General features: G+C 65.8%; 10 protein-coding genes. 9 read left to right on the top strand and 1 reads right to left on the bottom strand.

Annotated elements, in window-relative coordinates:
- Positions 1–1,194, bottom strand: a 1,194-nt coding sequence (gene ilvA / locus M3I53_RS17530; RefSeq protein WP_254317150.1) for a threonine ammonia-lyase, biosynthetic, incomplete at its 3' end; no start/stop codon positions are given.
- A 545-nt stretch (positions 1,195–1,739) separates the two neighbouring features.
- Between ilvA and M3I53_RS17525 the strand changes: the two genes are divergently transcribed.
- The 9 genes from M3I53_RS17525 to M3I53_RS17485 all read left to right on the top strand — a co-directional run bounded on the left by M3I53_RS17525 (position 1,740) and on the right by M3I53_RS17485 (position 12,278).
- Positions 1,740–5,786: an FAD/FMN-binding oxidoreductase gene (locus M3I53_RS17525; RefSeq protein WP_254317149.1), complete on the top strand. Its 4,047-nt coding sequence runs from the start codon at positions 1,740–1,742 to the stop codon at positions 5,784–5,786.
- A gap of 41 nt (positions 5,787–5,827) precedes the next feature.
- Complete coding sequence (locus tag M3I53_RS17520; RefSeq protein ID WP_254317148.1) at positions 5,828–6,253, top strand: HIT family protein; 426 nt, start codon at positions 5,828–5,830, stop codon at positions 6,251–6,253.
- A gap of 78 nt (positions 6,254–6,331) precedes the next feature.
- The gene (locus M3I53_RS17515; protein ID WP_254317147.1) at positions 6,332–6,745 is read left to right on the top strand and encodes a gamma-butyrobetaine hydroxylase-like domain-containing protein; all 414 of its coding nucleotides are present in this window, start codon (positions 6,332–6,334) and stop codon (positions 6,743–6,745) included.
- 90 nt (positions 6,746–6,835) lie between these two features.
- Positions 6,836–7,567, top strand: coding sequence for a bifunctional demethylmenaquinone methyltransferase/2-methoxy-6-polyprenyl-1,4-benzoquinol methylase UbiE (gene ubiE, locus M3I53_RS17510; protein ID WP_069262911.1), 732 nt, complete (start codon positions 6,836–6,838; stop codon positions 7,565–7,567).
- Between the two features lie 36 nt (positions 7,568–7,603).
- Complete coding sequence (locus M3I53_RS17505; RefSeq protein ID WP_254317146.1) at positions 7,604–8,620, top strand: Tim44 domain-containing protein; 1,017 nt, start codon at positions 7,604–7,606, stop codon at positions 8,618–8,620.
- A 171-nt stretch (positions 8,621–8,791) separates the two neighbouring features.
- Entirely contained in the window at positions 8,792–9,427 is a 636-nt protein-coding gene (locus M3I53_RS17500) for an SCP2 domain-containing protein (RefSeq protein WP_254317156.1), read from the top strand.
- An 18-nt stretch (positions 9,428–9,445) separates the two neighbouring features.
- The gene (ubiB, locus tag M3I53_RS17495) at positions 9,446–11,023 is read left to right on the top strand and encodes a ubiquinone biosynthesis regulatory protein kinase UbiB (RefSeq protein WP_254317145.1); all 1,578 of its coding nucleotides are present in this window, start codon (positions 9,446–9,448) and stop codon (positions 11,021–11,023) included.
- 27 nt (positions 11,024–11,050) lie between these two features.
- Entirely contained in the window at positions 11,051–11,701 is a 651-nt protein-coding gene (locus tag M3I53_RS17490; protein WP_254317144.1) for a methyltransferase domain-containing protein, read from the top strand.
- A gap of 217 nt (positions 11,702–11,918) precedes the next feature.
- The gene (locus tag M3I53_RS17485; protein WP_254317143.1) at positions 11,919–12,278 is read left to right on the top strand and encodes an FmdB family zinc ribbon protein; all 360 of its coding nucleotides are present in this window, start codon (positions 11,919–11,921) and stop codon (positions 12,276–12,278) included.
- Positions 12,279–12,373 lie beyond the last annotated feature (95 nt).

The following is a 12,373-nucleotide window of genomic DNA, read 5'->3' as shown; positions in this document are numbered from 1 at the left end:
AAAGCCGTGATCGACGAAGGTCTTCGCGATCTGCTGCGACTCGCCGCGGTTGCGGATCTGCACGCCCACGAAGATGTGCGCGCGCTCGGCGTCGTCGATGCGGTAGTTGAACTCGGTCACGCTGCGCGTGCCGACCAGCTCGCAGAAGCGCTTGAAGCTGCCGCGCTCCTCGGGGATCGTCACGGCGAACACCGCTTCGCGCGCCTCACCCACCTCGGCGCGCTCGGCCACGAAGCGCATGCGGTCGAAATTCATGTTCGCGCCCGAGGTGATCGCCACCAGCGTTTGCCCCTCGATGCCTTCACGCTCCGCATACTGCTTCGCGCCCCCCACGGCCAGTGCGCCTGCGGGTTCGAGCACGCTGCGCGTGTCCTGGAAGACGTCCTTGATCGCGGCGCAAAGGGCATCCGTATCGACGGTGAGTACTTCGTCGAGATACTGGTGGCACAGGCGGAAGGTTTCCTCGCCCACCAGCTTGACGGCCGTGCCGTCCGAGAACAGGCCGACTTCAGTGAGTTCCACGCGCCTGCCCGCCTTGATCGACTGCGCCATCGCGCAGGAATCGTCGGTCTGCACGCCGATCACCTTGATCTCCGGGCGCACGGCCTTCACGTAGGCCGCCACACCTGCAGCCAGACCGCCGCCGCCGATCGGCACGAAGATCGCGTGAATCGGGGCCTGATGCTGGCTCAGCACTTCCATCGCCACGGTGCCCTGGCCGGCGATCACGTGGGGATCGTCGAAGGGATGCACAAAGGTCAGCCCGCGTTCTTCCTGCAGGCGCACGGCGTGGGCGTAGGCGTCGCTGTAAGACTCGCCGGCCTGCACGACCTCGACGGTGGCGCCGCCGTGGGCGCGCACGGCATCGACCTTCACCTGCGGCGTGGTCACCGGCACGCAGATCACGGCCTTCACGCCGAGCCTGGCCGCCGAAAGCGCCACGCCCTGCGCGTGATTGCCCGCCGAGGCGGTGATCACGCCGCGCTCGAGTTGCGCGGGCGAGAGATGCGCCATCTTGTTGTAGGCGCCGCGCAGCTTGAAGGAGAACACCGGCTGGTTGTCCTCGCGCTTGAGGAACACGGCGTTGCGCAGGCGCGCCGAGAGGTTCGGGGCGCGCTCGAGTTCGGTCTCGCGGGCAACATCGTAGACGCGGGCGGTGAGGATTTTCTTCAGGTAATCGTCGTGAGAGGCCATGCGAGGGCGCGCCGGGCGCGGTTTCAGGGCGGGAAAGCGTAAATGATAGCGCCAACGGCTCCCGCGCTGGCAGGGCAGGCGGCCGGCGCGGGATGCGGCGGCGCGATTCGCCGACCGGCCGGAAGGCAAATCATCGTCAAAGCGCGCGCAATCCGGCGCGAATCGTCCGTCAACGCAAGTGAATCTTGTGTGATCACCAGGTTCCCACGCCGCGTCAGCGCGGGTGCGGATCATGCGGTAAAATCCTTTTTCGAAACAAGGATCGGATGATGCACTGGCAACCTCGGACAGCCCATTTGATGCCCGCACGGCGCGTGACCCGCCCGGCGGCGCAGCGGCACGCCCGCCACGCACGATCGTGTCGCTAAATCCGAGCGCCGGGGAACCATCGGCGTGAGCGTTGCCGCCATGTGCCTCCCCACCCCTTTCGTCCGCAGCCTGCCACAGGCGGACACGATTTCAGAATAGCGCCCCACGCGCCCCGTCAGTATCCGTTGCAGCGGCCGCGAGCCGTGCGCGGGACTGGCCCAAAGAGTCGTCCAACCATGAACGCACCTCAAGTTTTCGATCCTCACGGCGCCGCCACCGCCGTGGCCGCCGACATCGAACCTCGCCTGCGCGAGATTCCCTATAACTACACGTCGTTTTCGGACCGCGAAATCGTCATCCGCCTGCTGGGCGAAGACGCATGGAACGCGCTCGCCGAGCTGCGCGCGGAGCGCCGCACTGGCCGCTCGGCGCGCATGCTCTACGAGGTGCTGGGCGACATCTGGGTCGTGCGCCGCAATCCGTATCTGCAGGACGATCTGCTCGACAATCCGAAGCGCCGCGCGCTCCTGATCGAGGCGTTGAACCACCGCCTCGCTGAAATCGAGAAGCGCCGCCGCGCCGACCTGCAGGCGCACACCGACAAGGAAGGCGTGGACCGCGCCGCGCGCGTCGAAAAACTGGTCGGTGCCACGCGCCGCGCCATCGACGCCTTCGCGGGCGAGTTCGAGAAGATGGCCGACCTGCGGCGCCGCGCGACGAAGGTGCTAGGCAAGCGCACGGCGAAGGACAACATCCGTTTCGACGGCCTCGCGCGCGTCTCGCACGTGACCGACGCGACCGACTGGCGCGTGGAATATCCGTTCGTCGTCCTCACGCCCGATACCGAAGCCGAAATCGCCGGCCTCATCAAGGCCTGTTTCGAACTCGGCCTCACCGTGATTCCGCGCGGTGGCGGCACGGGCTACACGGGCGGCGCGGTGCCGCTCACGCCGTTCTCGGCCGTCATCAACACCGAAAAGCTCGAGCAGCTCGGTCCGGTCGAGATGACCGACCTGCCGGGCGTGAACCGCAAGGTCGCGACGATTTTCTCGGGCGCGGGCGTGGTCACGCGCCGCGTGACCGAGGCCGCCGACGCCGCGGGCTTCGTCTTCGCCGTCGATCCGACTTCGCTCGATGCGTCCTGCATCGGCGGCAACGTCGCGATGAACGCGGGCGGCAAGAAGGCGGTGCTGTGGGGCACGGCGCTCGACAATCTCGCCTGGTGGCGCATGGTCGACCCGCAGGGCAACTGGCTCGAGGTCACGCGTCTTGACCACAACATGGGCAAGATCCACGACATCGCCGTGGCGCGCTTCGAGCTGAAGTGGTTCGATGGCGAATACGCGCCGGGCGAAAAGCTGCTGCGCTCCGAATCGCTCGATATCGAAGGCAAGCGCTTCCGCAAGGAAGGCCTCGGCAAGGACGTCACCGACAAGTTCCTCGCCGGCCTGCCGGGCGTGCAGAAGGAAGGCTGCGACGGGCTCATCACGTCCGCGCGCTGGGTGCTGCACAAGATGCCCGCGCATACGCGCACGGTCTGTCTGGAGTTCTTCGGCCAGGCGCGCGAGGCGATTCCGAGCATCGTCGAGATCAAGGACTACCTGTTCGAAACGTCGAAGCAGGGCGGCGCGATTCTCGCGGGTCTCGAGCACCTCGACGAGCGCTACCTGCGCGCCGTGGGCTACGCGACCAAAAGCAAGCGCAACGCGTTTCCCAAGATGGTGCTGATCGGCGACATCGTCGGCGACGACGCCGATGCCGTGGCCGCCGCGACTTCGGACGTCGTCCGCATGGCCAACGGCAAGAGCGGCGAAGGCTTCGTCGCGGTGTCCGCCGAGGCGCGCAAGCGCTTCTGGCTCGACCGCAGCCGAACGGCCGCGATTGCCAAGCACACCAACGCGTTCAAGATCAACGAAGACGTCGTGATCCCGCTCAACCGCATGGGCGAGTACACGGACGGCATCGAGCGCATCAACATCGAACTGTCGATCAAGAACAAGCTGCAACTGGTCGATGCGCTCGAAGCGTTCTTCAAGGCGGGCAAGCTGCCGCTCGGCAAGACGGACGACGCGAACGAGATTCCCTCCGCGGAACTGCTGGAAGACCGCGTGCAGCAGGCGCTCGATCTGCTCAAACGCGTGCGCGAGCGCTGGACCTTCGTGGGCGAGAAGCTCGATCTGTCGCTGCGCGAGGCGCAGCACTACCTGGTACAGCTGGGCTACGAGTCGCTGGCGGAGAAGTTCGCCGACCGCGTGGACGCGCAGCCGGACGCCAACGTCTTCCACGTGACTCAGGACCGCACGGTGCGCATCTCGTGGAAGCAGGAAATCCGCGCGGAACTGCGCAAGATCTTCAACGGCGGCGAATTCAAGCCGATCCTCGACGAGACTCAGGCGATCCACAAGAAGGTGCTGCGCGGGCGCGTGTTCGTGGCGCTGCACATGCACGCCGGCGACGGCAACGTGCACACGAACCTGCCGGTCAACTCCGACAACTACGAGATGCTGCAGGACGCGCACCATGCGGTCGCGCGCATCATGAAGCTCGCGCGTTCGCTCGACGGCGTGATCTCGGGCGAGCACGGCATCGGCATCACGAAGCTCGAATTCCTGACTGACGACGAGATCGCCGAGTTCCGCGCCTACAAGCAACGCGTCGATCCGCAAGGCCGCTTCAACGCGGGCAAGCTGCTCGAAGGCGCCGACCTGCGCAACGCCTACACGCCGTCATTCGGCCTGATGGGCTACGAGTCGCTCATCATGCAGCAGTCCGACATCGGCGCGATCGCGGATTCGGTGAAGGACTGCCTGCGCTGCGGCAAGTGCAAGCCCGTGTGCGCGACGCACGTGCCGCGCGCGAACCTGCTCTACAGCCCGCGCAACAAGATCCTCGCGACGTCCTTGCTGGTCGAGGCGTTCCTGTACGAAGAGCAGACGCGCCGCGGCGTGTCGATCAAGCACTGGGACGAGTTCAACGACGTGGCCGACCACTGCACGGTCTGCCACAAGTGCGTGACGCCGTGCCCGGTCAAGATCGACTTCGGCGACGTGACGATGAACATGCGCAACCTGCTGCGCAAGATGGGCAAGAAGAAGTTCAACGCGGGCAACGCGGCGGGCATGTTCTTCCTGAACGCCACCAACCCGCAGACCATCAACCTCGCGCGCACCGCGATGATGGGCGTGGGCTACAAGGCGCAGCGCCTGGGCAACGACGTGCTGAAGAAGTTCGTGAAGAAGCAGACGGCGCTGCCGCCCGCCACCACGGGCAAGCCGCCCGTGGTCGAGCAGGTGATCCACTTCGTCAACAAGAAGATGCCGGGCAACCTGCCGAAGAAGACGGCGCGCGCGTTGCTCGACATCGAAGACAACAAGATCGTGCCGATCATCCGCAACCCGAAGACGACGAACGTCGATTCGGAAGCGGTGTTCTACTTCCCCGGCTGCGGCTCAGAGCGTCTGTTCTCGCAAGTGGGCCTCGCCACCCAGGCGATGCTATGGGAAGCCGGCGTGCAGACGGTGCTGCCGCCGGGCTACCTGTGCTGCGGCTATCCGCAGCGCGGCTCGGGCCAGTACGACAAGGCCGAGAAGATCGTCACCGACAACCGCGTGCTGTTCCATCGCGTCGCGAACACGCTCAACTACCTCGACATCAAGACCGTCGTGGTGTCGTGCGGGACGTGCTACGACCAGCTCGCGGGTTATGAGTTCGACAAGATTTTCCCGGGATGCCGCATCATCGACATCCACGAGTTCCTGCTCGAGAAGAACATCAAGCTCGACGGCGTGACGGGCACGCGCTACATGTATCACGACCCGTGCCACACGCCGATCAAGACGATCGATCCGGTCAAGCTCGTCAATGAGTTGATGGGTTCTGAAAAGGACGGCTACAAGATCGAGAAAAACGATCGCTGCTGCGGCGAATCGGGCACGCTGGCCGTTACGCGCCCGGACGTTTCGACGCAGGTGCGCTTCCGCAAGGAAGAGGAAATCCGCAAGGGCGCGGCGAAGCTGCGCGGCATTCCGATCGTCGGCAACGGCGCGAACGGGGTGCAGCCGGCGACGCAGCAGGAAGCGGGCGGGCAGGGTACGACGCAGGACGTCAAGATTCTCACGTCTTGTCCGTCGTGCCTCCAGGGTCTGTCGCGGTACAACGAAGACGCCAACATCGAAGCCGACTACATCGTGGTGGAAATCGCCCGCCACATACTTGGCGAAAACTGGATGGCGGACTACGTTCAGAACGCGAACAATGGCGGAATCGAGCGCGTGCTGGTCTAATGGCAGCGCTCAATTTTCCGTGAACGGGTTCGAGGACGACGATGACATGCGTATTCTGCAGTGAGGAAGGCGGCGACGTGCTGTGGCAGGACGAGCGCATGCGTGTCGTGCTCGCGACTGCCGAGGCCGACTATCCCGGCTTTTGCCGGGTCATCTGGAATGCGCACGTCGCCGAATTCTCGGACCTGGGCGCGGCTGACCGGGAACATCTGATGCGCGCGGTGTACGCCGCCGAGCGTGCGCTGCGGCGCGTCATGCATCCTTCGAAGGTGAATCTGGCGAGCCTCGGCAACCAGGTTCCGCACGTGCACTGGCACGTCATTCCGCGCTTCACGAACGACGCTCATTTCCCGCTGCCCGTCTGGGCGCCGCGGCAGCGCACGGTGTCCGAGGCGATGCTCGGCCAGCGCCGCGCGCAGGCCACGCTGCTGCGCGACGCGGTGCGCCACGAAATGGAGCAGGCTTAAGGCCTGAGCGGGCGGGGGCGGTGAGCGTCCAATACGCGTCCAATTGTGTCCAATACGCGTCCAACAGCGGGAACGATCATGAGTGGACTGAAATCCGATACGCCGGTGCCAACCGGCGTCGTGGTGCACGCCGTCTCGCGCGTGCTGGAACTCCAGTATGCGAACGGTGAGAGTTACCGCGTGCCCTTCGAGCTGATGCGCGTGTATTCGCCCTCGGCGGAGGTGCGCGGGCACGGCCCTGGCCAGGAAACGCTGCAGACGGGCAAGCGCGAGGTGACGATTACGGCGCTTGAAGGTGTCGGCAACTACGCGCTGCAGCCCACGTTCTCCGACGGCCACAACACCGGCATCTACTCGTGGGACCAGCTCTACGAGCTCGCCACGCGCCAGGACGAACTCTGGGCGCAATATTTCGCCAGACTGAAGGCGGCGGGCGTCGAGCGCGACGCACCCATGGCGGCGCCTCCTGCCGCGCATGGCCACTGCCACTGACGCTTCCTGTTACGATCCAGCCCCGCCGCATCTTTGACTGACGCGGCGCAGCACACCAATAGAACACCCTTCCGCGAAAGGACGAGCGCGATGAGCAAAACCCACTTCGGCTATCAGACAGTCGACGAACAGGACAAGGCGAAGAAAGTGGCCGGCGTGTTTCACTCGGTCGCCTCGAACTACGACCTGATGAACGATCTGATGTCGGGCGGGCTGCACCGCGCGTGGAAGGCGTTCACGATCGCGCAGGCGAACATCCGGCCCGGTGCGAAGGTGCTCGACATCGCGGGCGGCACCGGCGACCTTTCCATGGCGTTCGCGAAGAAAGCGGGCCCGACGGGCGAGGTCTGGCACACCGACATCAACGAGTCGATGCTGCGCGTGGGCCGCGACCGCCTCATCGACAACGGCGTGATCACGCCGGCGCTCCTTTGCGACGCCGAGAAAATTCCCTTTCCGGACAACTACTTCGACGTAGTGACCGTGGCTTTCGGGCTGCGCAACATGACGCATAAGGACGCCGCGCTGGCCGAGATGCGCCGCGTGCTCAAGCCGGGCGGCCGGGTGCTCGTGCTCGAATTCTCGAAGGTCTGGGAACCGCTCAAGAAGGCGTATGACGTGTATTCGTTCAAGGTGCTGCCGTGGCTTGGCCGGCGCTTTGCCCAGGACGCGGACAGCTACCAGTACCTCGCGGAATCGATCCGCATGCACCCGGACCAGGAAACACTCAAGACGATGATGGAACAAGTCGGTCTCGAAGCCGTCAAATATTACAATTTGTCAGCTGGCGTGGTAGCCTTACACGTCGGTACAAAGTACTAGTGTTCCCAACTTACTGTCTTTAAAGGAATTTCCACCATGTCTGAGCCCCGAATCAATGCTTCCAAAAAGCTTTCATCGTCATGGGCCAGACGAATCGGCGTCCTGGCTCTTGCCGGCGTGATGATTGCCGGCAGCCTCGCGTCGTTCGATGCGGAGGCTCGCCGTATGGGTGGCGGCCGCAGTTTCGGCAAGCAGTCGTCGGTGGCCTCGCAGCGCAGCACCACGCCGCCGCCGGCACAGCCGAGCCCCACGAATCCCGCGCAGCAGGCCGGGGCGCAGCGCGCTCCCGGCACGCCGGCTCCCACGCCAGCGCCCGCACCGGCGCGCAATCGCTGGCTGGGGCCGATCGCAGGCCTCGCGGCCGGTCTCGGCATCGCCGCGCTGCTTTCACACTTCGGTCTTGGCGAGGCGTTTGCCGGCATGATGGCCAACATGATCGTGATCGCGATCATCGCCTTTATCGCCGTCTGGCTGATTCGCAAGTTCATGAGCCGCCGCCGTGCCGCGGAACCCGCATACCAGGGCGGGTACTCGTCGAACAGCATGAACCCGTCGTCGGGCGGGTATCAGCCGCAGGAGCCGCGCTACACCGCGCCGCCCACGGGCCAGTACCTCGCGCCTGAAGCCAATCCGCTGAGCACGCCGCAAATCGATACGCCGGCAGCGGCGTCGGTCCCGGCCGGCTTCGATACGGAAGCCTTCGTCCGGAATGCGAAGGTCTATTTCGTGCGCCTGCAGGCCGCGTGGGACGCGGGCAACATCGACGACATCCGCGAATTCACGACGCCCGAGATGTTCGCCGAAATCCGCGTCGACCTCGCGGGCCGCGGCGCGCAGCCCAACCAGACCGACGTCGTGCAGCTCAACGCGGACCTGCTCGGCGTGGAAGACCGCGGCAGCGAGTACCTTGCGAGCGTGCGCTTCTCCGGCCTGATTCGCGAAGCCGTGGGCGAGCCGGCCGCGCCGTTCGTCGAGGTGTGGAATCTCTCGAAGTCGCGCACGTCGGGCGAAGGCTGGCTGCTTGCGGGCATCCAGCAGGTCGAATCTCACTGAGCCGGTACGCGGGCCGCGCGTCTCGTGACTTGATCCAGATCGCAGTGCGGCGCCTTCCAGGTGCCGCGCCGCATGGCTGAGGGTAGGGCGGCGGCGCGATCTCGTGGCCCGAACGTTACAATAGGAACCCGCCCGGGCTTGTGCCCGTGCGGGTTTTCTTATTCCATGCCGATGACTCTTGCCGCCAAGCCCTTCGCTGCTGCCGTCAATCACCTGCTCGCCCGCGAAACGTGGGCACGCGAGCGTCTCGCCCCCTATGCCGGCAGGACGGCCCGTCTCACCTGTCCGCCCATCGTGCTCACGCTACTCGTGCAGCCGGACGGCTATCTGGGCGCGGTCGAGGACCACGATGCAGGCGACGTCGATGTGACGCTGTCGCTGCCCGCAGGCGCGCTCTCGTCGTTCATGCAGGGCGGCCAGGCGGCCGTGATGAAGCACGTGAAGATCGAGGGCGATGCCGAGTTTGCCCAGGTCATCGGCAAGCTCGCCGAGCATCTGCGCTGGGAGCCCGAAGAGGACCTCGCGAAGCTGATCGGCGACGCGCCGGCTTCACGCATTGCCACGCTCGCGCGCGCCGCGGGCGAGCAGGCCCTGCGCACCGGGCGCAACGTGCTCGGCTCGGTCACGGAATATCTGCTCGATGAAGATCCGCAGCTCGTGCGGCGCGCCGAGCTCGACGGCTTCAACGAAGAGCTGTCGCGCGCACGCGATGCGCTGGCGCGCGCGGAAAAGCGCATCGAGCGGCTCGAACAAAAATCACTGGCCAGCGGCGGGAGCCAAAGCGCTGCGCCGCGCGGCTCGCGCTAGTCAACAGGCCCCCCAGACATGCGTTTTCTGCGTTTCCTCAAGATTTTCTTCACCGTCATCCGCTTCGGCCTGGACGAGATGATGTTGAGCCGGATCAACGACCGGCGTGTGGCGCTGCTCCTGCGCATCACCACGATCGGCCGTCGCTTCGACGATCCGCCCGGCTTGCGTCTGCGTCTCGCGCTGGAAAGCCTCGGCCCGATCTTCGTGAAATTCGGCCAGGTGCTGTCCACGCGCCGCGATCTGCTGCCGCCCGACATCGCCAACGAACTCGCGAAGCTGCAGGACCAGGTGCCCCCGTTCGATTCCAACGTGGCGATCGGCCTGATCGAGAAGTCGCTGGGCGCGCCGGTCGATACGATCTTTGACGAGTTCGAGCGCGTACCGGTGGCGAGCGCGTCGATTGCGCAGGTGCACTTCGCCAAGGTGAAGTCGGGTCAGCATGCGGGCAAGCCGGTGGCGATCAAGGTGCTGCGCCCGAACATGCGTCCGGTGATCGATTCCGACCTCGCGCTGCTGCGCGACATCGCCGTGTGGGCCGAGCGCCTGTGGGCCGACGGCAAGCGCCTGAAGCCGCGCGAAGTGGTGGCCGAATTCGACAAGTACCTGCACGACGAACTCGACCTGATGCGCGAGGCCGCCAACGGGAGCCAGTTGCGCCGCAATTTCGCGGGCCTCGATTTGCTGCTCGTGCCGGAAATGTACTGGGAATTCAGCACGGCCAACGTGCTCGTGATGGAGCGCATGGTCGGCGTGCCGATCAGCCAGGTGGACAAGCTGCGGGCGGCGGGCGTGGACATTCCGAAGCTCGCGCGCGAGGGCGTGGAGATCTTCTTCACGCAGGTGTTCCGCGACGGCTTCTTTCACGCCGACATGCACCCCGGCAACATTCAGGTGAGTCTCGATCCCACGCATTTCGGCCGCTATATCGCGCTCGATTTCGGCATCGTCGGCGCGCTGTCGGACTTCGACAAGAACTACCTCGCGCAGAACTTTCTCGCGTTCTTCAAGCGCGACTATCACCGCGTGGCGACGCTGCATATCGAATCGGGGTGGGTGCCGCCCCATACGCGCGTGGAAGAGCTGGAAAGCGCGATTCGCGCCGTGTGCGAACCGTATTTCGACCGGGCGCTGAAGGACATTTCGCTAGGTCAGGTGCTGCTGCGCCTCTTCCAGACCTCGCGGCGCTTCAACGTGGAAATCCAGCCGCAGCTCGTGCTGCTGCAAAAGACCATGCTCAACGTCGAGGGCCTCGGGCGCTCGCTCGATCCGGAGCTCGATCTCTGGAAAACGGCGAAGCCCTATCTCGAGCGCTGGATGACCGAGCAGATCGGCCTGCGCGGCTGGTACGAGCGCTTCAAGATCGAAGCGCCGCAATGGAGCAAGACGCTGCCGCAGTTGCCGCGCCTCGTGCACCAGGCGCTGCTGCACCGCCAGGAGCCGGGCGGTTTTGCGAACGACGAGACGATCCGCGCGATGCTCGCCGAGCAGCGCCGCACGAACCGGCTGCTGCAGGGCCTGCTCGTGTTCGGCGTAGCCGTGGGCGTGGGCATGGTGGCGGCGCGTGTGTGGCTCGCGTTTGCCTACGGCGGCTGACGGACCACGAGAACAAGGAGTGAGACGATGAGCGACCCGATCCTGCCGCCGCAACCGGGCGACGTGCCCGAGTTCGAAACCCGCGACCCGGCGTCGCCCTCGTTCTGGGACGAGCGCTTTGAGCGCGGCTTCACGCCTTGGGATCAGGCGGGCGTGCAGCGCCAGTTCGAAGCTTTCGCCACCGCGCACCCCGAGGCCGCGGTGCTGATTCCGGGCTGTGGCAACGCCTGGGAGGCCCGCTGGCTCGCGGAGCGCGGTCGCACGGTGCGCGCCATCGACTTCGCTCCGGCTGCTGTCGCGAGCGCGCGCGCGGCGCTGGGGCAGTACGCCGGTGTCGTCGAAGAGGCGGACTTCTACGCCTATACGCCGCCGTTCACGCCCGCCTGGGTGTTCGAGCGCGCGTTCCTGTGTGCGCTGCCCAAAGCGCAGCGCGCGAGCTACGCCAACCGCATGGCCGGGCTGTTGCAGCCCGGCGCGTTGCTCGCGGGCTACTTCTTCATCGGCGAGACGCCCAAGGGGCCGCCGTTCGCGATTGCGCGCGACGAACTCGACGCGTTGCTCACGCCGTACTTCACGCTGGCCGACGATCAGCCCGTGGCCGACTCGCTGCCCGTGTTCGCCGGGCGCGAGCGCTGGCTCGTGTGGCGCCGCAACGACGTCGCGCCGTCGCCCGTTTGAGCTGCCTCAGGCGCTCGCGCCACGCGCGCGGCGCCTTGCATGGCCGCGCGCGCTCTTGATGTGCGCGCAACCTGCCCTCATCTGACTTGAGCGGCCGCAACCCTCCGACCCTCTGCGCTGGACACCCCACCCCGGTAAATGCCAGGGGCGATCCTGGTTTGCGGCTATAATTCAAGGCTTTGCAAGCAATTATCAGATTTTCATCAGGATAGAGATCATGCCGATCTACGCTTATCGCTGCGAGTCGTGCGGCTTCGACAAGGACGTGCTCCAAAAGATGAGCGATGCGCCCCTGACGCAGTGCCCGAACTGCGGCGCGGACACGTTTCGCAAGCAGGTCACCGCGGCGGGCTTCCAGCTGAAGGGTTCGGGCTGGTACGTCACCGATTTCCGCGGCGGCAACGGCGGCAAGGGCAGCGCGGCGGCCGGCGCGAAGGAGGCTGGCGAAAACGCGCCGTCGTCGGAGGCCAGCAAGCCGGCCGGCGAGGGTGCCACGAGTGCTTCCAGCGAGTCGAGCCCAGCCGCGCCCGCCGCAAGCACCCCCGCGAGTACGCCCAGCCCGGCAGCCTCGACCTGATAACCTGCGGCGCGATTCCTGTATTTCCGGGACACGCGCCGCGCCGTAGCCGCGCCGGCAGCCTGTGGCTGCGCGCGGCCCGCATGGCGGTGTAC

This window comes from Paraburkholderia sp. CNPSo 3272, from assembly GCF_024206495.1.
GTDB lineage: Bacteria > Pseudomonadota > Gammaproteobacteria > Burkholderiales > Burkholderiaceae > Paraburkholderia.
The sequence above is the reverse complement of the archived record's forward strand: the minus strand, read 5'-3'. Positions and strand labels throughout refer to the sequence as shown.

Excerpts from the sequence above, each read along its gene's own strand:
- M3I53_RS17485 (WP_254317143.1), top strand. The coding sequence starts at position 11,919 with ATGCCGATCTACGCTTATCGCTGCGAGTCGTGCGGCTTCGACAAGGAC.
- M3I53_RS17490 (WP_254317144.1), top strand. The coding sequence starts at position 11,051 with ATGAGCGACCCGATCCTGCCGCCGCAACCGGGCGACGTGCCCGAGTTC.
- M3I53_RS17505 (WP_254317146.1), top strand. The coding sequence starts at position 7,604 with ATGTCTGAGCCCCGAATCAATGCTTCCAAAAAGCTTTCATCGTCATGG.
- ubiB (WP_254317145.1), top strand. The coding sequence starts at position 9,446 with ATGCGTTTTCTGCGTTTCCTCAAGATTTTCTTCACCGTCATCCGCTTC.
- M3I53_RS17515 (WP_254317147.1), top strand. The coding sequence starts at position 6,332 with ATGAGTGGACTGAAATCCGATACGCCGGTGCCAACCGGCGTCGTGGTG.
- M3I53_RS17520 (WP_254317148.1), top strand. The coding sequence starts at position 5,828 with ATGACATGCGTATTCTGCAGTGAGGAAGGCGGCGACGTGCTGTGGCAG.
- ubiE (WP_069262911.1), top strand. The coding sequence starts at position 6,836 with ATGAGCAAAACCCACTTCGGCTATCAGACAGTCGACGAACAGGACAAG.
- M3I53_RS17525 (WP_254317149.1), top strand. The coding sequence starts at position 1,740 with ATGAACGCACCTCAAGTTTTCGATCCTCACGGCGCCGCCACCGCCGTG.
- M3I53_RS17500 (WP_254317156.1), top strand. The coding sequence starts at position 8,792 with ATGACTCTTGCCGCCAAGCCCTTCGCTGCTGCCGTCAATCACCTGCTC.